The organism is Methanococcus voltae PS, assembly GCF_024807035.1.
Taxonomy (GTDB): Archaea; AGJL01; Methanococci; order Methanococcales; family Methanococcaceae; genus Methanococcus; species Methanococcus voltae.
The window spans coordinates 123,420-146,365 of sequence record NZ_JANUCQ010000004.1 but is presented as its reverse complement, the minus strand read 5'-3'; the positions used below and the strand labels follow the sequence as shown (position 1 = coordinate 146,365).

At 27.6% G+C, this 22,946-nt stretch carries 18 protein-coding genes; 10 read left to right on the top strand and 8 right to left on the bottom strand.

Annotated elements, in window-relative coordinates; all coding sequences use genetic code 11:
• Nucleotides 1–205 precede the first annotated feature (205 nt).
• Entirely contained in the window at nt 206–1,774 is a 1,569-nt protein-coding gene (serS, locus tag M2325_RS07590) for a serine--tRNA ligase (RefSeq protein ID WP_259052502.1), read from the bottom strand.
• 293 nt (nt 1,775–2,067) lie between these two features.
• Between serS and M2325_RS07585 the strand changes: the two genes are divergently transcribed.
• The 3 genes from M2325_RS07585 (at nt 2,068) to M2325_RS07575 (ending at nt 6,305) form a co-directional block, all read left to right on the top strand.
• Nucleotides 2,068–3,213 carry a DNA double-strand break repair nuclease NurA gene (locus M2325_RS07585; protein WP_209631516.1) on the top strand — a complete coding sequence of 382 codons (1,146 nt, stop codon included), beginning with the start codon at nt 2,068–2,070 and terminating at the stop codon, nt 3,211–3,213.
• A 340-nt stretch (nt 3,214–3,553) separates the two neighbouring features.
• The gene (locus tag M2325_RS07580) at nt 3,554–4,957 is read left to right on the top strand and encodes an aminotransferase family protein (protein ID WP_259052512.1); all 1,404 of its coding nucleotides are present in this window, start codon (nt 3,554–3,556) and stop codon (nt 4,955–4,957) included.
• 178 nt (nt 4,958–5,135) lie between these two features.
• The gene (locus M2325_RS07575) at nt 5,136–6,305 is read left to right on the top strand and encodes an ATP-grasp domain-containing protein (RefSeq protein WP_259052500.1); all 1,170 of its coding nucleotides are present in this window, start codon (nt 5,136–5,138) and stop codon (nt 6,303–6,305) included.
• Nucleotides 6,306–6,400: 95 nt separating this feature from the next.
• Here M2325_RS07575 and pyrF read toward each other — a convergent pair whose 3' ends face one another.
• Nucleotides 6,401–7,060 carry an orotidine-5'-phosphate decarboxylase gene (gene pyrF / locus M2325_RS07570; protein ID WP_259052498.1) on the bottom strand — a complete coding sequence of 220 codons (660 nt, stop codon included), beginning with the start codon at nt 7,058–7,060 and terminating at the stop codon, nt 6,401–6,403.
• A gap of 126 nt (nt 7,061–7,186) precedes the next feature.
• Complete coding sequence (locus tag M2325_RS07565; protein ID WP_259052496.1) at nt 7,187–8,320, bottom strand: pyridoxal phosphate-dependent aminotransferase; 1,134 nt, start codon at nt 8,318–8,320, stop codon at nt 7,187–7,189.
• A 355-nt stretch (nt 8,321–8,675) separates the two neighbouring features.
• Here M2325_RS07565 and hisB point away from each other — a divergent pair, with 355 nt between their 5' ends.
• Nucleotides 8,676–9,248: an imidazoleglycerol-phosphate dehydratase HisB gene (gene hisB / locus M2325_RS07560; RefSeq protein ID WP_259052494.1), complete on the top strand. Its 573-nt coding sequence runs from the start codon at nt 8,676–8,678 to the stop codon at nt 9,246–9,248.
• Between the two features lie 160 nt (nt 9,249–9,408).
• Here hisB and M2325_RS07555 read toward each other — a convergent pair whose 3' ends face one another.
• The gene (locus M2325_RS07555) at nt 9,409–10,395 is read right to left on the bottom strand and encodes a transglutaminase-like domain-containing protein (protein WP_259052492.1); all 987 of its coding nucleotides are present in this window, start codon (nt 10,393–10,395) and stop codon (nt 9,409–9,411) included.
• 944 nt (nt 10,396–11,339) lie between these two features.
• On the opposite strand from M2325_RS07555, the gene M2325_RS07550 reads away from it, so the two are divergent.
• Both M2325_RS07550 and M2325_RS07545 read left to right on the top strand, forming a co-directional pair.
• A complete protein-coding gene (locus M2325_RS07550; protein WP_209590694.1) occupies nt 11,340–12,488 on the top strand; it encodes a COG1361 family protein in 1,149 nt (382 codons plus the stop codon).
• Between the two features lie 311 nt (nt 12,489–12,799).
• Nucleotides 12,800–13,555 carry a TIGR00288 family NYN domain-containing protein gene (locus M2325_RS07545; RefSeq protein ID WP_209590695.1) on the top strand — a complete coding sequence of 252 codons (756 nt, stop codon included), beginning with the start codon at nt 12,800–12,802 and terminating at the stop codon, nt 13,553–13,555.
• A gap of 152 nt (nt 13,556–13,707) precedes the next feature.
• Here the strand turns inward: M2325_RS07545 and M2325_RS07540 are convergent, their stop codons facing one another.
• The 4 genes from M2325_RS07540 to M2325_RS07525 form a co-directional block, all read right to left on the bottom strand.
• On the bottom strand, nt 13,708–14,397 hold the full coding sequence (locus M2325_RS07540; RefSeq protein WP_245314013.1) for a sugar phosphate isomerase/epimerase family protein: 690 nt from the start codon (nt 14,395–14,397) through the stop codon (nt 13,708–13,710).
• Between the two features lie 269 nt (nt 14,398–14,666).
• Nucleotides 14,667–15,170, bottom strand: coding sequence for a permease-like cell division protein FtsX (locus M2325_RS07535; RefSeq protein ID WP_209590697.1), 504 nt, complete (start codon nt 15,168–15,170; stop codon nt 14,667–14,669).
• A 120-nt stretch (nt 15,171–15,290) separates the two neighbouring features.
• Entirely contained in the window at nt 15,291–15,629 is a 339-nt protein-coding gene (locus M2325_RS07530; RefSeq protein ID WP_209590698.1) for a hypothetical protein, read from the bottom strand.
• 319 nt (nt 15,630–15,948) lie between these two features.
• On the bottom strand, nt 15,949–17,169 hold the full coding sequence (locus M2325_RS07525) for a molybdopterin molybdotransferase MoeA (protein WP_259052490.1): 1,221 nt from the start codon (nt 17,167–17,169) through the stop codon (nt 15,949–15,951).
• Between the two features lie 619 nt (nt 17,170–17,788).
• Between M2325_RS07525 and modA the strand changes: the two genes are divergently transcribed.
• From modA to M2325_RS08265, 4 genes are all read left to right on the top strand, one after another.
• On the top strand, nt 17,789–18,676 hold the full coding sequence (gene modA, locus M2325_RS07520; RefSeq protein ID WP_209590700.1) for a molybdate ABC transporter substrate-binding protein: 888 nt from the start codon (nt 17,789–17,791) through the stop codon (nt 18,674–18,676).
• 624 nt (nt 18,677–19,300) lie between these two features.
• Nucleotides 19,301–20,095: an ABC transporter permease gene (locus M2325_RS07515; RefSeq protein ID WP_209590701.1), complete on the top strand. Its 795-nt coding sequence runs from the start codon at nt 19,301–19,303 to the stop codon at nt 20,093–20,095.
• Nucleotides 20,096–20,377: 282 nt separating this feature from the next.
• On the top strand, nt 20,378–21,157 hold the full coding sequence (locus M2325_RS07510) for a Rossmann-like domain-containing protein (RefSeq protein WP_209590702.1): 780 nt from the start codon (nt 20,378–20,380) through the stop codon (nt 21,155–21,157).
• A gap of 252 nt (nt 21,158–21,409) precedes the next feature.
• Nucleotides 21,410–22,843 (top strand): ATP-binding cassette domain-containing protein, encoded by a 1,434-nt coding sequence (locus M2325_RS08265; RefSeq protein ID WP_209590703.1) that lies wholly within the window; start codon nt 21,410–21,412, stop codon nt 22,841–22,843.
• Nucleotides 22,844–22,946 lie beyond the last annotated feature (103 nt).

Genomic DNA, 22,946 nt, shown 5'->3' with positions numbered 1-22,946 from the left:
AGATTAGGAACTGAAGCTGCTTTAAAATATTTTGAAACTCTTACTGAGTTACCTGACGAACCTATAACTGTAGAATGGGTTGACGGAGGATTTAAAGTAATTGAGTAAACTCAATTACTACTTTTTTTATTTTTTTTTAGTTTTTTAGAATAAACGATTAATGTAACTTATTAATTTTAAAATATAAAAAAAGAATATTTATTTATTATTTTATTGGCCAAGTAGTAGTACTTGGAGCTTCTGGCATTTTACCAATTTTTTTCTGGATTAATTCAGGCCAGTCTTCGAATTCAAGACCGTATTGGGATAAGAAACCCATTACCCATCTAGTTAATCCATAACCTGTACAACCAGTCCATACTTTTCTACCTTTGTAGTCTTTAATACCAAATCCTTCAACAAAGTGTGTACCGTGTATATTTGCAGAAGTTACAGCTACACCTTTTCTTTCGTCTTTGATATGTGGCATCCAAAGTCTCATTTCGTATTTTGGAACGTCAGGGAATTCAATTCCTCTATCTTCTGATTTTCTACCTTCTAAGTAGAATGGGTCGTCCCCTACTTCGGTCCAGTATTCTAAATCTAATTTTTCAGCTAATTTTTCAGCATAAAGCAATGTATCGTCTCTAGTTTTTTCAACAAACTCTGGACTACCCATCCATACACATTCGCCTCTTAAGAATTCATTTACTCTATCAAGACCTTTAGCTCCTCCGCCTTCCCATCTGTAGGTCCAACCGCTTTTATCAAAGAATTTGAACGGTTTTTCAATATCTACCAATTCATGGTCAAAGAAGCTGTAGAATGGCTCACACTGAGCAGGTGCAAGAACATATCCTGGGTCTCTTAACAATCCTTTTAAGGTATCCACAGGAATTTCTTTTTTAATCATCATTTCGTTAACAAATTCCTCAAACATTTCAGGGTCCCTTTTTGGAGGGGATACGTAGTACATACCTTCAGGTAAACCTTCTAAGTACCTCATTTTGTACATAACGTCTAAAGGAATTAATTTAGGGAATAAACATTCGTCAAAGCCAACTTTTTCAATACATTCTTCAACGATTAAGCTTTCAAATGCTCTGAATAATTTTGCCATAGGTGCTGTATAGAACCATTGTCCCCTACCAACAAATCTTCTAACCCAGCCTTTAGCTTCTGCTAGTTCTGTAGGTTCTTGCTCAAATACGTTGTTTCTTGTCGTTTTGTATTCTGAAACGATTGTACAAGGTGCAATTTTACAAACTTCAAAAGTTAAGTCGTCAGAACCTTTTTTATCTAATTTTTCTAATTCATTTCTTACAAATTTGATAGCCCTATCGATTATATTCCTTTTTAATTCGCTATCTCCCATATCCGCAAATATGATTTTTACACCGTGTTTATCGTAATCAACGTCACATTCAGGTACTTTTAACTTTTTATCCTTTAAAGTTTCCATATATTCTTCGTTAGTAGGTATTGTGATAACGTATTTTTCAATTAAAATGTCTCTGATTCCGATTTGGTGTTTTCTACCAACTTTTTCCATTATCGGTTTTTTCAATCTGACAATACCTTCATGAGCTCTGGTGTAAGTTCCAGAAATCATGTGTAATTTGAGTTCTTTGCCTTCAAATTTGTAACTCATGATTTTAGAAGCTTCGTCTTCCTTACCTTCAGGCACTCCTTTTAAAAATATGCTTCTGTCGTTCAATACTTCGATAATATCGGTTTGTGTTTCTTCTGATACATCCTTGCTGAATGTAATTATCCCGTTTAATTCAAATTTCATAATTTCACCATTAATATTCACTAAAATTTAAGTTAATTTGATTAATTTTGATTATGATATGAAATAATAATTAATATCTAATTTATTTATGCTATTTTAATGCTATTTTGTATTGGAATTTATTTATAATTTATTTATAATTTATTTTTGTTATTTTTACCATATTCATTATATTTTAGCAGTATTTAAATTTAATTAATTAAAAAGATATAACTATAATAACTAAGATATTTTTAAATACGCAATATAAGGTACAATGTATTAAAATTATATAAAGTAACGTGGGCGGTAACATGGATTATTCAAAACTTAAGCGCAATAAAGAAGGTATAAAAAATTCAATTGAACAATTTAAGCACGAAAAGATAGATTGCAAAAATTATTGGATTAACAAAGATTTCAAAGAAAATAATGAAAATAATGAAAACAATCAAAAAAATCAAAATAATTCAAATTCCTTATCAAAAGACTATAATTTCTTTGCAATAGATGGAAGTTTTAACCAACGAAGTTTCCTTGATTTTAGCCTTTATGTGGTAGGTGCTGAAGCTTATGGTCATAAAGTAGGGGAAAAAGTAACTCATTTATTAAATGCGTGGGATTCAGGCGTAATTTTGCCTTATCAATATAGTAAACGAAGTAGATTAGAGCACTACATGGCAACTATGGAACTCAAACTTGCATTGTGTATATTAACAAATAATTGTTCAGAACCATTTGATTATTATATATATGACGGTTCGGTCTATTCCTGGTTAATACACGCTAAAATGAACCGTTTATTAACGTTAGGTCAATATGAACATTATATTAATTACTTTAATGAAAAATATGGGGAAGAATTTAGAACGTATTTATTAAACGAATTAAATTGTCAGGAAATAAATGCTTATTCGAATTTCTACAATGACGCAAATATAAAAGACAAAGAACAAACTGAAGAACTTGGGGATAGTGAATTAAAAGTACTTTTTGAACAATTAGAATATAATATAATACTTTCAGAGCTTTTAAAGCATAAGGATAGAATAATTGGAGTTTCCAAAACATCCAAAATGAATGTTTACTTTAAAGATAGCTTACGCTCTGATATGGCGATATTTTCAAGATGTGAACCAGGGTATTCCAAACCTTTAAATTTAGCTGAAGAAGACTTAAAATCAAAAAGCACAATCGATGAACTAAGAAAATTTGATATACACATTGATACTTTAAATTACCAATTTTTAAAGTTCAAAAAAGGAGCTATGGGCATAACATCATTTAAAAAATTGGATGAAGAGGTTTTTGACGCTCTTTATAAAATAACCGATACAAATTACCCCTATATCTTAAAAAAATGTCACGAAAAAGTAAAAATATCCGAAGTAGAAATGGATAAATACGTTAAATATCTAGGAATTTATGAAGATACCGAAAGAGGTGTTTATTTAGATTAAATTAATAAAAAATATTATTTTTATTTTTATTATTAAATAGCTTAAATAGGTTAAATAGATTAAATAGATTAAATAGATTAAATAATTCCTATTTTATGAATTTTCTTTGTCATTCAATTTATATATGAGAATTTAATATATCTATATGAAAAAATATATAATCTTAGAATAGATATACCAACCAATAAGTGGTAAAATGAACTCAGAAAATGAATTAGGCAACGATTTAAATAACGAAGAAATAGTATTAAAAAATTATGCAACAAATGAAGAGATAAAGTATAATAAAAAAGATGTCGAAAAATGGGATAAAACCTTAGTATGGCACCCATTCACGCAAATGCAAGAATACGGAGAAGGAAAACCTATATTAATTGAAAAAGGCGAAGGAAATTACCTAATAGACATAAACGGCAAAAGATATTTTGATGGCGTTTCCTCCGTATGGTGTAACTTCTTTGGACACTCCGAAGATAGGATAGCTAAAGCAATATCGGAACAAGCGTTTAAAATAGCTCATTCAACACAACTGGGTTGTGGAAACACCACTTCAGCAATACTTGCAAAAAGATTTGCAGATTTTGCACCAAAACACCTTAACAAAGTATTCTTTTCAGAAGATGGTGCTGAAGCTGTGGAAATAGCTGTAAAAATGGCTTTTGAATACTGTCTTTTAAAGGATAAAAAGAATAATACAAATGACAATAATAATACAAATAAAGATAACGATAATAATAGTAATAATAATAACGAATTTAAGAGAACTAAGTTTGTATCCGTTAAAGAAGGATATCACGGTGATACTGTCGGTGCAATGAGTGTAGGTGGTAGTGAATTATTCCACGGCTGTTTTAGACCGTTATTATTTGATGGTTACTTTGCAGAAGCTCCTTACTGTTACAGATGCAGACACAACCCTCAATTTAAAGATACTGATGACAGAAACGAGCAAGGCTGTAATATGCAGTGTCTCGAAAACATTAAAAAGCTTATATCTGAGAAAAAAGACGAATTATTTTGCGTAATTCTCGAAGCAGGCGTTATGGGCTCAGCTGGTATGATACCTTACCCAAAAAACTATATCGAGGAAGTTGCGAAAACCTGTAAAGAACACGATATAATATTAATTCTCGACGAAATAGCAACATTCGGACGTTTAGGTAGTGCATTTTTCTCAGAAAGAGAAGAACTAACAGGTATTGAAAAACCAGATATTATATGTATGGGAAAAGCAATAACTGGCGGTTATTTGCCCTTAGCATTGACAATTGCAACCGATGAAATATACAACGAATTTTTAGGGACTTACGGAGAATGTAAGCAATTATTCCACGGTCACACGTATGCAGGAAACCAAATAATATGTGCAGCATCTCACGCTACATTAGATATACTCGAAAATGATAAACCTTTCGAAAAAATCGGGGAAACTATAAATTACTTACATAAAAAGCTTGATAACTTAAAAAAGCTTTCAAAAGTTGGAGACGTGAGAAAATCTGGTTTAATGATAGCAATTGAGATTGTAAAAGACAAGGAAACCAAGGAAATGTACGATTACGGCGATAAAGTAGGTTATAAAATAACCGATAAATTACTTGAAAAAGGTATTTATATCAGACCGATTGCCAATAAATTGATTTATGTATTACCCTTATCTTTAACAAAAGACGAAATAAACTTTATATGTGAAAAAACATACGAAGCAATTGAAGAATCAATAAAAGAAAAAATATTGTACTAATTAGAATATTAGTAATATTACTTTTTTATTTTTACTTTTTATTTTTACTTTTCATATTTAATTTTTATTTCTTTTATCTTTTTTATTTTTATTCTTTACAAATCTTTTTATAGTAAATTCTTTTTATACTACTTTAAATTTTACAAATTAGACATTTAGCAAGTATATGAGGGAAATTTTGGAAAATAATACTACTAATACTAAGGATAATGATAATTATATTAGCAATAACGATAATAATCAAATAAAAAACGTTGTATTTTTAGAATATACTGTAGCTACGGGTGTACCTGACGAAAATCTTTTAAACGAAGGCAAATTGATGTTTGATACACTTTTAAACCAATTTTTAAATTCGGACTCAAAATATAATGTCACTTGCTTTTTAGATGAAAACATCTATAAAAAGTATGCTAAAGACTACAATATGATTAACAAATCGTCTCAGAATAGGTTAAATATTGTTATAACTCATAACACCTGGTTAAAATCTGAAAAAGATGAAAAAGATGAAAAAGAATCTTTAATTTCGGATTACAAAGAGAAGTTAGCTGAAATTTTAAGAAAACATAATGAAAAAAACATTAGAAATTATGGAAATTATAAAAATCGTAAAATTGAAACAGCAGGTTTTGTGATTGGCCCTGAAAATGATGGCAAATTGGCGCAACTTACAAAAATAATAGAAGATAATGAAGCTATATTAAATATAGGGTGCAGTAGCGAAGGTGTAATGATTGCAGGTGATAAATACCTTACCTATTTAGCAATAAAAGATAAGGTACCCACGCCTAATACATTACCGATTAAAAAATATATTATTAAAGAAAATTTAGGCTGTGATGGAATACATGAAGTTATAGGCGATAATTTAATCGTTCAAGAATATTTTGAAGGTGTTCCTTACTCGTACGTTTTCATAGTGTCAAGTAATTCAAAAAATTTAAACAATTCAAGTGATAAATACGAATTATACCCTATTTGTATGAATAAACAGTATATAACAGACTGTTACTGTGGCGGAGAAATAAATATTAATCACAAACTAAAGGAAAAGGCAAAAGAGCTATGTGCCGAAACTCTACAATGTATCAACGGATTAAATGGATACATCGGAGTAGATTTTATGATTAACGAAGAAACTGAAGAAATAACTATAATTGAAGTAAACCCTCGTATAACAACGTCAATACATGGTATAAATACCGAACCCCCATTGTGTGACCTTTTAATTGAGAATGTATCAAATAACAATAAAATGTCAAATGATAAACTAAATTATAAAATCAATAAGGGTTTAAAATTCTACAGGGACGGCAGAGGATTTAAATTTGAGGAATTGGAATAATTTAAAACATAGAAAATATAATAAAATAAATTAATAATTACAAAATAATAATTATAAAATAATAAAAAATAACTAATAAAATAAAAAAGTAAAAATTAAAGTAATTCCTTATATTTTTTTGCACTTTCTTTTGGATTTTCATTTAAGTAAATTGCTCTACCCACGATTACGTAATCATTTTCATCTAAAACTTTTAAAACTTCTTTCAAATCTCCACCTTGTGCACCAACACCAGGCGAAATTACAAAAGCATTATTTGCAATCTCTTTTAATTCTTTAAGCCTCGCAGGTCTTGTTGATGGTGCAACAATACCATTTACTTTTAAATCGCCTGCCATTTTTGCAATTTCATTTGCAATAGGTTGCATAAATGATGTAGCGCCACCGTGGGACATTTCAGTGACCATAATAACTTTTTTAGGATTTTTAGGGTCTTTTTTGTTGTATTCCTTGGCTACATCCATGATAGCTTTAACACTGTCTGGACCAACAAAACCTTGGCAAATAATCCCGTCTGCATAATTCAAAGTTAATTTTGCTATTTTTTCATTAGTTGAGGGTATGTCGGCTACTTTAAAATCGCAAATAACTTCTTTGCCGGTTTTATCTTTAATTCTTTTTACTATGCCCAAATCTGTGGCAAGTACTAAGGGATATCCTATTTTAATACAATCTACGTATTCTGAAGTCTCTTCAGATATTTTTATAGCTTCGAACTCGTCTAATACATCTAATGCAAGCATTAATTTAGGCATAATTTCACCTTTATCCATAAATCTAAAATATAATTATAAAATTTAAGTTAGTTTAATTTAATTTAATTTAGTTTAATTTAATTTAAAATATAATACACTATTTATTAATTTATTTTAATATTAATTTTAATTAATTGTTTTATCGATTATCTCGAGAGCTTTTTCAATATCCTCATAACTCGTAGCATATGAAAATCTAACGTTATTTTCACCATTGGAACCAAAAGCACGACCTGGAACACATAAAACACCGTTTTCAATTAATTTTTGAGCAACGTCCATTCCAGTACCGTATTCGCTAACGTCTGGGAAAATATAGAAAGCCCCTTCAGGTTTAATAACTTTAAATTTATCTTTTAATCCATCATATATTAAATTTCTTCTTCTTTCAAACTCTTTTACCATATCCTTAACGCACTGTTGACTACCGTTTAAAGCCTCTAAAGCACCATATTGTGCAAATGAGGTCGCACAAGCAAACCCAAACTGGTGAATTTTCAAAACATTGTCTATAATATTGTATTTCGAGTCTAGGTTTTCATTTACTGCCATATATCCAAGTCTCCAACCTGTCATAGCGTATGCTTTTGAAAATCCATTTATAACGATACAGTTGTCGGTATAACTTGCAGGAGAGTGGTGTTTTTTACCGTAGATAATTTTTTCGTAAATTTCATCGGAAATAATAATAATTTCGTTATCTTCTGCAATTTGGGCAAGTCCCTTAACTTCTTCTTTTGAAGCAACTGTTCCTAATGGATTTGAAGGGCTATTATGCACAATACATTTTGTATTTTTATTTACTTTCTCATTTAAATCATCAAGGTCTATTTTAAAGTCATTTTCATGTTTTAAATCCATACTAATAGGTTTACCTTCGGATAATTGAACCATATTTTTGTATGTTACGAATCCCGGGTTTGGTATAATTACTTCGTCCCCTTTTTCAGTGAAAGCCATAATTGAAAGCATAATGGCTTCAGAAGCTCCGCAAGTTACCATTACTTTATTTTGAGGAATATCTAAATTATTATCCTTTTTTAATTTTTCAGATATCGCTTCTGTTAATTCAGGAATTCCCATATTTGGCACATAACTAGTAATTCCTTTATCTAGTGCAGTTTTACAGGCATCAATAATGTTTTGTGGCGTATTAAAATCTGGTTCGCCGATACCTAAGTTTATGGAGTCTTTTGACGCCATATTAAATATTTTTCTAATTTCTGATTGTTCTGTATTTAATAATTTTTTGGTTATCATTTTTACACCATTACGTCATTTACGCATAATTCGTTTACCTTATGATTAAATAACTATATTAACATAATTTATCATATAATATTTATGATAAAATAGAATATGATAAAGTAGCATATACTAATAAATTTTTATTAAATTGTTATTATTTAATATAGATTCTATATAAAAATATATGTAACTTTGATATGATTAAAGTTAATTAAACCATAGAAAATTGATATTTGAATTAAATTAAATTTAAAATAAAATTGGAATAAATTAGAATAAGATTAAAATAAGATTAAATAAATTAGAATAAGATTAAAATAAGATTAAATAAAGTTCTAACTCCGTAAAATTAAGTGTGCGTGAAAAAATGAGAAAATTCCAAATAAATAGGGAAACTAAAGAAACTAAGATAGGATTAGAGTTAAATATAGATGGAACAGGAGTATATAGTATTGTAACGGGCATACCATTTTTTGACCATGTTTTAAATTCTTTTTCAAAACATGGTTCATTCGATTTAAACTTAAGAGCAAATGGGGATTTGGAAGTCGATGACCATCACACCGTGGAAGATGTAGGCATAGTTTTAGGTCAAGCGTTCAATAACATCGAAAAGGCCAACATAAAGCGGTTTGGTTGGGCAATGATACCAATGGACGAAGCAAAAGCAACATTTTGTATTGACATAGGCGGTAGACCTTATGTCGTAGGCGATTACGTGCCTAATACTGAAAAAATAGGTAATTTCTCTACCGAAAACGTTGTTCACTTCTTTGAATCGTTTGCAAATCACGCAAAGGTCAATATTCACTTTGAAGTAACTGGTAAAAATGAACATCACAAAGTAGAAGCCTTATTTAAAGCTTTTGGGATATCAATGGATATGGCTACACAAAATGATAATAGAAAGGGCTTAATTAGTACAAAAGGTACTATTTAAATGAAATAACTATTAAAAAGAATAACAAATAAAAAAATAAAAAAATAAAAATAGAATAAGTAAAACCTAAAAATGAATAAAAAATAAAAATAAAAGTAAAAAAATAATTATTTAATTAATAATTTAATTAAATAATTATTTTTATTAGTATATTAATTGTTTATGCCGTAATATACAAATCTATGCTTGTTTTGTTAGTTTTAATATCCCAGTAAGTGTTTAGTGAATAATTGCCCTTGTTTTTATTCGCTAATACAACATGGGACATGGTTATATCGTCAATATAGTAATCTGGGAATTTGTGGAGGATATCCCCATATGAATATTGTAATTTAGTTGTATTACCCATATCAGCCATATTTGATAAATTTATAATATTATATCCATTATTTGCCAATTTTTTTGCCAAGCTGTTATTCAATTCTATTAAGTCACTTTTTGAAGGTTTTTGAACGTTTAATTTTGAAATATTGTATTCGTAATTAAATTCATATGTTCCAAACTCTTCATTTTCGGTTAATCTCATTACTTTGACTACGTTATCTACACCAGGTTTACTTATTTTCTGTAAGTACGAAGCTAGATAATCTACATCAGAACCTTTGTCAACTGCCAATAACTGACTATTTCCACCCTCATTTATTTCCGTAGCCACGAATAGATGACTATTTTTATCATCATATATCATGTATATAAAATAAACAGGATATCCATTTTTCAGCAATTGCGATGCAGTAAATGTTGCAAAATCTCTGCAAACACCTTCTTTTAAGTCCAAAAGCTGATTGGGGGAAAGTATGTCCACATATTGACCATTATATTTCAAAGTATTACGATTATAAGTGTAATCAAAATTTTGATTTTGCCATTTTGAAAGTAAATATAGATAGCGATATTTATCGTCTGCTGAAATAATATTTGGTGTATTGTTCAATCTGTATTTATTATAATAGGGGGCTATATAATAATTGTACGATTGTAGCGATAATTTATTACTATAATAGTTATTAATTGTATATAATTCGTCACTATTCAGTGAGTTTTCGTTATAATAATCGACGGGATTAGTATATGCACTCTGAGCGCTTACTGTATTTGTGGATGTTATAAGTATAAAACCTATAACTAGACATAATGTCGTAATCATTACGTTTTTTATTAGTTTGGGGGAATCTAACCTAATGCGTTTGATAATTTCACCAAAATGTCCAAAATATAATAAAAAAGGTATTTTACAGTTCAATTTTTAATTTTAATTATATTTTAAGGGGTGTCGTATATAATTTATAATGTGGACTACAAGGGGAATGTAATCCACACTACTATAATACCTTAAAAACTATATATATTTATCTTATCGCAATGGTCATATAGTTAATATTCTAATCAGTTGTTATTATCGTTAAGAATTCAAAATATTTATATATAATAAAGTTAAATATAACAACGTGAACTTTTATTTAACTTAACTTTAATAATATCAAAATATTATTAAACCTCGACAATCTAGTAATAAAAAAGTCACAAAAAATATTATTGAAATATAATTATCTTAAAAAATGGGGATTTATATGAGAATATTCGGTCGTGGATATAGATTAAGATTTATAAAATAAGGGTAGTACTATTGTAGTATTGATGGTCTTGTAATTGGGGAATTACGTGAGTATATATGCTAAATGGGAAAATAACAAATAAAAAGAAATAATCTTACAAAATAATAATGTATTTATTAATATGTATTTATTAATGACATATTTATATTTACATATGATTTAAAATACTAAATTATCTAATGCCTCAAATTTATTTTAATATAACATTAACTTTTACATTAATTTTTACATTAATTTTTTGTATTATTTTTGTATTTTTAAACCAATATTATTAATTACAATTTAATTATTCTTATGAATTTACAATTAAGACGTATAAAACGTATTTTACTAAAAAAGGTATAGTATAAAAATTAAAAATTACATAATATACAATAGGTAATTATATGTTAGCTATCTGATGGTTATTATATATTTACATCATTTATATTCTTAAAATCTTAAAAAAATCTTAAAAATTTGCTATTGTGATATTATGGTAAAAAAAGATAAATGTAAGGCATTATTTCTGTTATTTCTGTTATTTGCATTTACAATAAATGCAGTACCTGCTTATAGTATGGATGTTACTGCACCGGATGACTTACAAATCGAAAGAGGAAGTTCTGAAGAAATATCTATTAAAGTATACTTACCAAATTCATTTCCTGTAGCTAATGATATAAACGTTTCTCTCAAAGTGGTAAATTGCTCGGAAACCCTATATTCTACCGTCACATCTGCAATAGGTGCCGATGATACTATTAATTACGATAAATATATTACCATATCCCCGGATGTTAGGAACATATATCAAATAATGCCAGGCTCTTCAAGATTTGCATATTTTAAAATCGATGTGGATGGAAATACCCCTAAGAGAACTTACAAAATAGGTATTACTCTAAATTATAAGATGGTTAACAAAGATAATGACGTTAAAGGTACTGATGACGAATTTATATATAGTAAACAGACAAATAAGTTTTATTTAACAGTTATCGAAGGAAAGGGTAATATCGAGGTTATAAATGATATAACTCCTTCAATAATCCGTAGTCTGAATATTACGAATTCAACCTTAACTTCAAATTTAAATTTAAATTTAAATGATACAAAATCAAACATATATTCACAAATAAACCCGAATATAGCTATATATGTAGATGGAAAAAAAATAAGTAATACTTCATTTAATAAAACTTTAAACGAAGGTATTCATTTCATAGGGATTGATGGATTAGGTACCAATCATTCAAATAAGCGTACAATAAGGGTTTTAGCAGGAAAAACTGAACAAATTTATTTATCAAAGTTTTTTGAAGACCACTTTGAAAAATACGCTAGCGACCACAATTTAGTCATTGGACATGACTGTGACTCAGGACATATTTCAAATGAAGTAGATATTAAAACTACATCGGGAACAAATACAAATAAAACAAATGCTGATATTACGTCAAATACCGTTTTAGATGCAGAAAATGTTTTAATAGGTACTGTGGCAGATAAAGAAGTTACCGTATATATGACTCCAGAGAGATATTACTTACTAATTGCATTATTAATATTATTTGCAGGAGTTTTAGTAACTGTGGTCATTGTAAATTTATTGAAATCTAAAAAGGAAGGAAAAGACGAATAATTTAAAATAGAGTAAAATAGATTAAAAATAATTTAGCATTTTATAATATTTTATAATATTTTATAATATTTTTTACGTACAGATTGTTCAAATATTAAAAACATTGTAAATTTGACTTAATTAGTTATAAATACTTAATAATACATATTAAGTGTATAAATACACGTATATCTACAAAATACGAATTAATATTATATTTATGTGGCATATTTTGATAGATTAGCGATATTTAAATATAATCGTTCAAGTGAAAATAATTTAAAATAATTTAAAATAATTTTAAAAAATCAAATTTATAAATTGGTGAATTTATGTGGAAAAGATTAGGAACTTTAACAAAATTTTATGTAAAAACTCCAAATCCTAAAAAAGGAGCTAACAAGATGGCATTGTTAATCGATGGTCCAAATATGCTTAGAAAAGAGTTTAACGTGGATTTGGATAAAATAAGAGATGCCGTAGAACAATTTGGTACTATTGTAGTGGGTAGAGTTTACCTAAACCAGTATGCTTCTGATAAATTGATTGAAGCAATTGCAAATCAAGGTTTTGAACCCAGAATATCTGCGGGTGACGTTGACGTAGAAATGGCAGTTGATGGAACCGATTTAGTGCATAATGAAAACATAGACACTATTGTTTATATGACCAGAGATGCCGATTTCTTACCTGCAATGCGTAAAGCTAAGGAAAATGGCGTCGGTATTATCGTAGTCGGCGCAGAACCTGGTTTTAGTATGGCAATTCAAAATATTGCAGACCACGTGATTAAAGTAGAAGAAGATTTTGAACTAAATAAACAGCAATTGGAGCAAAAAAAACGAGAAAGAAATCCTGCAATGGCTGAACTTCACGAATCAAATTTTGAAGAAGAACCGACTGGCGAATTATCTATAAATGTATCCGATAAACCTAAGAACGGAGACTCTGAAGATTTAAAGGATAAATCTGGCAAAAATTTTGAAAAAAGAAAAGATAAAGATGGGAAATCAAAATCTAAAAAATCAAAAACTTCAAAATTTGAAGAAACTATTAGTAATAGAATAAATTGGCTAAAGAAAAATTAAAATCCTTTTTTATTTTTTAGATATTATTTTTATACTTATTTTAAAAAAAAGAAGAAATTTTGTGACATGTATTTTATTCTAAGTTATTCTAAGTTACTTAAATTATTTAAATTATTTAAATTATTTAAATTATTTAAGATATATCAATATGATTAAAAATATTCCATTAAATAATTTGTCAACATATTTTTTGTGTTTTGGCAAGATTCATTATCCATTAATTCAACTAACCAAAAATCTTTTTTATAATTCAGTAATTTATCAAGTACGGGCTTTAAATTATCTAAATTTTTAGGAGCAATGTGTTTGCCGTCAATTTCATTTTCATACACATGTACGTTATGAATATATTCGGCAAATAAGTCCACTGTATCGAGCCTATTTTCGTATTTAATATGACCAATGTCTATTGTTATATTACAATCGCAATTTTCCACAACTTTTAAGATGTTGTTAGGATTTGAAGAAAAACCTTTTCTAAGATTTTCAACGCAAACTTTGATATTTTTTTCTTTTGCGTACTCAACAACACCCTTTAGATTTTCTACCAGCTTATCATATTGTGGAGGTATGCCATTGTGTAAGTGAATAGTCAAATAGGTTTCATTATTTACGGTGTTTTGAATTTTTTGAATTTTTTGACTATATTTAACTTGGTTAGAGACATAATCAACAGTTTCTAACATCTTATTTGTCCCTTCATTTGACGACATATTTACAATAGGTGCATGAAATCCAAAAATATCTGAACTAACTTCATTGGTATATCTATCAAAGTTTGGGTTGAAATGTAGCCCCCAATCATTAACATGACTATACTCTGTCGGTTTTTTATTTCGCATACATACGCCTATCAAAAAATCACCAAATTAATTTTAACAATTGTAAATTATAAAATATTATAATATTCTAGTATTATGACGATGATATTAACCAACAAAATATTGGTTATATAGTAATTAGTTATTAAGATATATAAACATATCATTAAATTTTCTAATAACAATTCGTTGTAAATTAAATAACCAAGGTATTATATGAATAAAAATAATAGAATATAATAAAATATAAAAATAGATAAAAATTAAATATAAAAATAATAATTTAAAAATTATTCTTCTTTAATGTAGTTATCTCCATAGTATATTTCAAAGTTTATAATATTCCTATATTGGTTACTATTTACTTTAAATCGTCTAGTTAGCTCTTCAATCATATCAATATTTTTTACGTCAAAAGTATTGTACCTATTTTCATTTTGAATAACTTGACAGTACTTGTTTTTATTACGAGCTACTTTATCAATTACGTCTGTATCGTAGATTACAGGGTATTCTTTTAAGATAATGGCTTTATTGCATAATTCGGGCGGGTTATTTTTACCCCCTTCTAGTATCTTACCATCTAAACCCAAAGTTACAGATGTAATGACTTTTCCATTTTTAGTTTTTATTTCTATGTATTCTTCAAGTGTTTTATCAACATATCGTAACATTTTCTTTTCTTTTTCATGATTATATCTAAAAAAAGTTTCCCATAATTCTTCTTTAGTTATATATTCAATTTCTTCGATATCTTGTTTATTTTCAATTTCTTTTTCATTTTTTAAGACCATTTTATCACATGTTTAAAATTGTACTAAGAAAGCCATACTAAACTATTAGTTTGAACTAATATATAAAAAAGAATAATTTTTAAATTATTATTTATGCTTATTTTAACTAATTTAATTAGTTTACATTAGTACAATATTGAATATTATTGCCAAAAGCATTGCAATTAATATGAATACCAGTGCGGGCAATTCAATAATAAAGCCATTTTTCCAATCGACTTCAAACATTTCTTTATTCATATATGCAGCAGCAAGTATTCCTAATAAACTACCTACAATAGGGATAAGACCAAATAATACATAAGTAAGTGCTTTAATAGCAGAAACGTATGCTATCTGTTTAAATTCCACATTTATTTTAACTAGTTTGGTTCCTAGCCACGTGAAAAGCGTTTCAAAAGCAACATATATGATATACGTCATTACCAACCAAATTATCATTGTTATTATATTTATCATAATCACACCCCTAAAGAACATCTATACCGTGATTTTAAATTAAATAACCCCAAATTTTAACTATTTTATTGTATTAAATCCCCTATTCATTCAAAACATGCTAAATATTTTTACAATAATATATTTGAATATCAAACTTTAAATATTTTGTTAAATGAAATCTTAATGGGGCAATTAATAAATTAAATAAAATATTTCTACTCTTTAAATGAAAATTAAACCAAGAAAAATAGATAAAATAGAAAAATAGATAAAATAAATAACATAAATATAGTTTAAAAAATAAAATAATAATAAAATAATAAAAAATACAAATTAATTAAAGCATCCATACGTCAACTAATTCGTTTTTATTGTATTTTTTATCGTCCGTAATTTCCACAAGACCATCAGCATATGCAACGGATTTTATCATGTTTGAACCTTCAAAAGTTGGATATGCTACTCCATCTTCAATTCTAACGGGCATATAAACAGTTCTATCAAATTGTGAGTATAATTCTTCAGATATTTTAAACTGTTTGATATGTTTATCCATACTTTCGTGCATAAGGCTCTTTAAAAATGGATAAACTACAACTTCAGCGATTATTACGCAAGATGTAACGTTTCCAGGCATACATATTAAAGGTTTGTTACAGTTGTTTTCATCCAACGCTTCACCTAATAAAATAGGCATTCCAGGTTTTATTTTAGCCCTATGTACTAATACGCCACCTAAATCTTCAATAACTCGTTTTGTAAAATCTTTTTTACCGCGAGAAACTCCCCCAGATGTTATAACTACGTCATATTCGTTCAATGCTGTTTTAACAAGTTCCCTTAATTCTTCAAAATCATCTTTTGAAACGCCCAAAAATTTAGGTTCACAACCGGCTTTTTTAACTGTATTTCCTATGGTTTTTGAATTAACATCGTTTATTAATTTTAATTCGTCGCCTGTTGATATAATGCCTACTTTTGGAAGTTTGTAGACATTAAGTTCTTTTATGCCTGCTGAAGCCAATAAACCAATGTTTCGTTCATTGATTTTAGTACCTTTTTTAAGAAGTAATTGACCTTCATCAATATCAATACCTTTTTTAACGATGTGATTTTCTTCAAATGGGTCATTTGACAAGTATGAATTTTTTAAAATGTGATTTTCATCTTCATTTAAGTTTAAAATAATTTTATTTTGATTTTTAATAATATAGCTCGCCATTTCCTCAGTTTCAATACCTAAGTATTCAACAGGTACGATATAGTTGGTACCTTCAGGCAATTTTGCACCTGTAGCAACCCATGTGCATTCATTACCTTCGATTTTTAAATCCCTATTATCTCCGGCATGGACTTCGTCAATCATCATGTATTCGTCTGATTTTTCATTAACTGCAAAACCATCCATATTTGATTTATTGTACGGTGGAACTGCAATATTTGAATAAATGTCTTCTGTAATAACTCTATTAAATGCTTCGTCGATAACTATTTTTTCAATTTCTTGGTTTTTAAATTTAGTTTGTAATATTCTGTTTAATTCATCGATTGATATCATTTTATCACTTAATTATTGGAATTATTATAATTTAATTTAATTATGGGTATATTTTCATATCATTATAATATTATAATATTATATTTTTTTATTATGGTATTTTTATTATGGTATTGTTATCCCTATATTTATACCACATATTTAAGTTAATGCTATCTAATTACAAATTTGTCCATAATTAATTATGTTTTCAAAGTTTCTATTGAAGTGTAATTACTTATGATTTATATACTATAAAAATGTTAATATATTACTATTACATTTTAACAAATATGGCAAATATGAATAGAAAGATTTATATATGAAGGTAAGTATATTTAATTACGAAATTTTTAAAATGGTAATCTCAAATGATTAATAACGATAAAAATTTCTAAAGTACTGAGTAATATACAAATGTAGGGACATTTGTGTAATCGATAATCGATAATCAATACTTAAAAAATTTAAAAATAAATTTAACAAATTTATCAACGTATCAATCTATGAATTTATTATTAATTTACCGTAAAATTTAATATATATTTATATATGTTCTATATTGTACAATACTTACTTTATATTGAAATTAATGCCATATTCGTTAATTATCAATATATCACTAATTATCAGGGATAATATGACTATTAAAAATAATAAAAATAATAATGGCGAAAATATAACACAAAAAAAGAATAATTATACTAAACTCAGTTTTTTAGTATTACTAGTCTTGTCTGTAGTAACAATGACAGCATTTTCAGGGTGTATGTCAGATACAGGCGCAACTGACGGTCCTCAAACTCAAAGTACGGGGAGTTCAGAACCTATTAGAGCATTAGTAGGTGCAGGTATGCAAATACCAATGGATGAAATTGCAGAAGTTTACGAACAAAAATATGGCGTTAAAATAGAATATGATTACAGTGGTAGTGGTGCTTTGTACTCAAAAATTGTTGCCTCAAATTCAGGTGACATTTTCATGCCAGGAGACAGTTCATATATCTTCAAATTACAAGAATCAAAAGGTTATGTTGCAAAATATGAGAATATAACAAAACACGTTCCAGTAATTGCAGTACAAAAAGGAAATCCTAAAAATATCCAATGTTTAGATGATTTAGCAAAAGATGATGTTAAATTATCACTTGGGGAAAAAAGTATTGCGATAGGAAAAACATTCAATAAGATATTGGCTAAAGCTGAAACTAAAGGATTAAACATAACTTCTAAAGTTAAAGAAAATACTTTGGTGGAAGCGGGTACTGTTAAACAAACATTAATGTATGTATGTCAAAAACAAGCGGATGCAGCTGTTGTATGGAGGGCTGACGCACTTTCAAGAAGTGATGAAGTCGACGTTATCGAAATAGACCCACAATACAACACAATAAAAACAATACCTGTAGCAATCTTGACAACTTCAGACAATCCAAATACTGAAAAATTCTACGAATTTATAATAACTGAAGGATTGCCAATATTTGAAAAGAATGGCTTTGTATTATTGAATGATACAAATAACTAAGGAATAAATAAGAAGTAAATAACTTATAAATCATAAAATAATCGTACTACTTAATTCATATAATATATTTTAAAAATGTCACACTTAAATAATTCTTACATTTTTAGGGGATTTGTAAGAATTAATCACCGTTATATCTAATAAATAATTATTAAAAATAATTATTAAATGGGTTATTATTAGGGTTAATAAAATCTAAACATACATCACACTAAATTGAATTAATTAGGTTAATTCACATTATTATGATATTAAATAAGATTTAGCAATTTATTTGGTCACTATATCCAAATTAACAAATAATATTGGAAATAATAGTAAGATTAATTAATAGGTAGCGATAATAGTCGATATACTACATTATTGGCTATTTTTTGTTTAATTTACTCCATATATTCTATTTGTCTTATTTTTTTATTTTACATTAGGAAGTTTAAGAATTCTATCCATTAAAATTTTTTAAAATTTACAAAAACACAAAAAACACAAAAATACGATAAGATAAGTTAAAAAATAACTTAAAATAACTTAAAATAACGTAAAACGCTAAAAACACAATTATTAATTATTATTATAATGTTATTAATATTAAATATAATAATGGTAAGACAAACAGGGATAGTTATGAGATTTATAAATGATTCTTTAAAGTTTTCATCAATGCTTTTAATGTCTGTATTTATATCAATGGTTTTATTTGTATTACTTTCTATATTGGGGAGTGTTACGCCTGAAACTTTAGAAATGGCTATTTTTTCAAGCGAGGTTCAGTTCGCGATACAATTTAGTTTAATGACTGCTTCAATAGCAACTACATTGGGCTTAATAATCGGTGTTCCTGCTGCTTATGCTCTCGCAAGATACGATTTTAGGGGCAAAAATCTCATAGACGCAATGGTGGAAGTTCCTGTTGTAATTCCTCCATTAATTTCTGGATTTGCACTTTTAGTATTTTTTGGAAACACGATTTTTGGTCAGGCAATATCTGAACAGTTAAAAGGAATCTTATTTACTCCAAAAGGCGTCATAGTTGCACAATTTTTCGTAGCAACTCCTTTCATCGTTAGGACTTCAAAATCCGTTTTCGAAAAGATAGACTCGAAATACGAATATATAGCTCAAAGTTTAGGCGCAGGAAAAGTTGAGAGTTTCTTTAAAATAAGCTTACCTATGGCTAAAAATGGTATACTAGCAGGAATGTTTTTAGCATGGGCAAGAAGTATTGGCGAGTTTGGTGCAACGATGATGGTTGCAGGAGCTACAAAAATGAAAACGGAGACACTACCTGTTGCAGTTTTCTTAAACATATCTCTTGGAAACATAGATATGGCATTAACAATTGCTTTTGTGTTCCTGATGGTTGCATTGATTATATTATTGACAATTCGTACAATAGCGAACTATGGTTCAAAATATTAAATTGATAATTTGATATATGAAATATAAATTTATAACTCTATAAATCTAAAAATATACTATACTGCTATAGAGATATTAAAAATATTAAAATATTCTATTTTATAATTTTAAATAAACAATATTACGTTATTACGTTAATTACGTTAATTAAGTTATTTAATAATTAAACAAATTTAAAAAGCTATATGTATTATAAAAATATAAGACAATATGGTATTTTACACATAAGTGCAAATATGCAATATAGATTATTTAGATTATTAATTAAAGGATGGTATTATTATGAAACTTGAAACCCCTCAAATAAAAGATGAAAATTTTGATTTGCAAAAAGCTTTAAAAGAAATATTGATAAAATTATGCGAAGAGAACAATCTTTTAAACGAAGAAATTGAAATAAAACCAATAGATGTAAATTTAGATACTAAAAACGTTAAAGATTACCCCCTTTTAAATGGTAAAGAATTTTTATTACGTGCATTCTTTAAAAATTCTGTTGGTGACGCGTTCACAACTTTGGAAAACCTCGCTGAATTCAATGGTACAATTTTAGAAGTAATCGAATCTGGCGATAATCAAAAGATACTCGCAACTTTCAATGCAGTGATGGAGCACTTGAAAAAAACCGATAGGACAAAACATTGCGAAGGTTCCGACCCTGAAAAGTGTGCTAAAGATTTATCAAAATATCTTATAAAGACATATAATTATACAGATGACGACATTCTAAAAATAGGAATTATTGGATACCATCCTGCCATAATTAAACAAATGGTCAAGACTTTTGGTGCTGAAAATGTTATGAACACAGATTTAGACGTAAATAATATTGGAAGGATGAAAAACGGAATATTTGTTATGCACGCTGATATGAACGAATATTTAATAAAAAACTCTGACGTAGTACTTGCTACCGGTAGTACAACAGCAAACGGCACTATAATTGAGTTAATAAATTTAGCTGAGAAATACGGTAAGAAAATAATTTTTTACGGTACAACAGTAGCAGGTTTCGCTAAAATATACCCTATAGAACGATTTTGCGCATACGGTAGTGAATAATTGCCCCTTAACTATTATTATATTCCTACCTCCTAATCTATATATTTTATTATAACTTTTCATTTTAAAGGAATACGTGGAATTCATAATTATAATTTTTAAAATTTACAATTAGCTTTACTGAAATATACAAATAATACGAATAACATAGTATAATGTACCATAATAAAAATAATAAAAATAATAAAAATAATGGCAATTAAAACGTAAAATAAGTTAATTAATTTGATAAATGCAGTAATCGGTGTTTTAATGATACAAATAAAGAATTTAAAAAAGAAATTGTCCGACTTTACCCTAACAATTAATAATTTAGAAATAGAAGACCATGATTATTGTGTATTGGTGGGTTTAAGTGGTAGTGGTAAAACAACATTATTGGAATTATTGGCAGGTTTTAGAGAACCTGACGAAGGCAGTATATTTTTAGATGGCGAAGATATAACCAATAAAGAAATAAACAAGCGAAAAATACTGCTCTGTAACGGTAACTACTTATTTCCTCACCTCACAGTACGAGAAAACATAGGTTTTGGATATAAACATACCTTAGAGGCATTATATGCAGATACTTATAATGACATGGCTATAAAAGAGATGCAGAATCCCGAAGACTTTAAAATCCATACTCGAGAAGATAAGGGAAATAACGATAAAAATAACGATAATGAAAAAAATTCAAAATCATTAGGTTATTTTGAAAAAATGAAAAATAAATTAAAATCTAAAAAAGATATTAAGTCAAAAACAGATAAAAAAATTGAAAATATTGCAAAATTACTAAAAATAGAGCACACATTAGATAGAAAACCGGCTAATTTAAGTTCTGGAGAGAAGCAAAGGGTAGCCCTTGCAATGACGCTTTCAATGAATCCAAAAGTAGTTTTATTAGATGAACCATTGAGTTCAATAGATAAATTGACTTATGATAAATTATTATACGATTTAAAGGAAATCCATGAAAAACTTGATACTTGCTTTATACACGTTACTCACGACTTCAATGAAGCAATAGTACTTTCAAAGCACTTGGGTGTTATTAAAAATGGACGAATTGAGCAATTTGGTACGTTAGATGATATTTTGGAACAACCAATTAATACATATGTGGCAAAATTTATGGGCTTCAAAAATATCTATAATGGAAAATTCTATATTGATGACAATGAAATAATTTTTAAAAGTAAATCATTATGCGTCAAAATTCCGCGAAAAAAACTATTGGATAGTTTAAATAGCTTATGTAGTTTAAATGGACTATATTCTTCAAATCGGGTAAACTCCTTAGATTCACTAAATATTAAAAATATTGATTTAAACGCAGATATAACCGAGAATAACGGATATGGTAAACTTATAACTTCATTAAATAACGATTATGACATATATTTTAGTATTAGACCTGAAAACATATGTTTGGAAGCACAAGGAAAAACTCTAAACTGTACAAAATGTTCAGATTGTAAGGCACAGGTATTAAATGCTAGAATTAAAAGCGTTAATAACTCCGGTTTAAATTCAAAAAGGATAATTTTAGATATTGGTACTTGTAAAGGCGATAATCAAGATTTAATCATTGAAACTGCCAAAAAAGGATTCCATTTAAAAAATTTGGCTGAAGAAGGAAACGTTGATTTACATATTTGCAATTACGCATTAGTTTTTGAAGAAAAAGAAAATAATTAATTTTATTTTATTTTTTTATTCCATTATTTTATTATTAAATTTTTATTATTTTATTATTTTATTATTTTATTTACTTTTATTTTTATCTTATTTTTAAAATTAT

Coding starts and splice junctions, on each gene's coding strand:
- serS (WP_259052502.1), bottom strand. CDS start 1,774: ATGAAATTTGAATTAAACGGGATAATTACATTCAGCAAGGATGTATCA.
- M2325_RS07585 (WP_209631516.1), top strand. CDS start 2,068: ATGGATTATTCAAAACTTAAGCGCAATAAAGAAGGTATAAAAAATTCA.
- M2325_RS07580 (WP_259052512.1), top strand. CDS start 3,554: ATGCAAGAATACGGAGAAGGAAAACCTATATTAATTGAAAAAGGCGAA.
- pyrF (WP_259052498.1), bottom strand. CDS start 7,060: ATGCCTAAATTAATGCTTGCATTAGATGTATTAGACGAGTTCGAAGCT.
- M2325_RS07565 (WP_259052496.1), bottom strand. CDS start 8,320: ATGATAACCAAAAAATTATTAAATACAGAACAATCAGAAATTAGAAAA.
- hisB (WP_259052494.1), top strand. CDS start 8,676: ATGAGAAAATTCCAAATAAATAGGGAAACTAAAGAAACTAAGATAGGA.
- M2325_RS07555 (WP_259052492.1), bottom strand. CDS start 10,395: ATGATTACGACATTATGTCTAGTTATAGGTTTTATACTTATAACATCC.
- M2325_RS07550 (WP_209590694.1), top strand. CDS start 11,340: ATGGTAAAAAAAGATAAATGTAAGGCATTATTTCTGTTATTTCTGTTA.
- M2325_RS07545 (WP_209590695.1), top strand. CDS start 12,800: ATGTGGAAAAGATTAGGAACTTTAACAAAATTTTATGTAAAAACTCCA.
- M2325_RS07540 (WP_245314013.1), bottom strand. CDS start 14,397: ATGCGAAATAAAAAACCGACAGAGTATAGTCATGTTAATGATTGGGGG.
- M2325_RS07535 (WP_209590697.1), bottom strand. CDS start 15,170: ATGGTCTTAAAAAATGAAAAAGAAATTGAAAATAAACAAGATATCGAA.
- M2325_RS07530 (WP_209590698.1), bottom strand. CDS start 15,629: ATGATAAATATAATAACAATGATAATTTGGTTGGTAATGACGTATATC.
- M2325_RS07525 (WP_259052490.1), bottom strand. CDS start 17,169: ATGATATCAATCGATGAATTAAACAGAATATTACAAACTAAATTTAAA.
- modA (WP_209590700.1), top strand. CDS start 17,789: ATGACTATTAAAAATAATAAAAATAATAATGGCGAAAATATAACACAA.
- M2325_RS07515 (WP_209590701.1), top strand. CDS start 19,301: ATGAGATTTATAAATGATTCTTTAAAGTTTTCATCAATGCTTTTAATG.
- M2325_RS07510 (WP_209590702.1), top strand. CDS start 20,378: ATGAAACTTGAAACCCCTCAAATAAAAGATGAAAATTTTGATTTGCAA.
- M2325_RS08265 (WP_209590703.1), top strand. CDS start 21,410: ATGATACAAATAAAGAATTTAAAAAAGAAATTGTCCGACTTTACCCTA.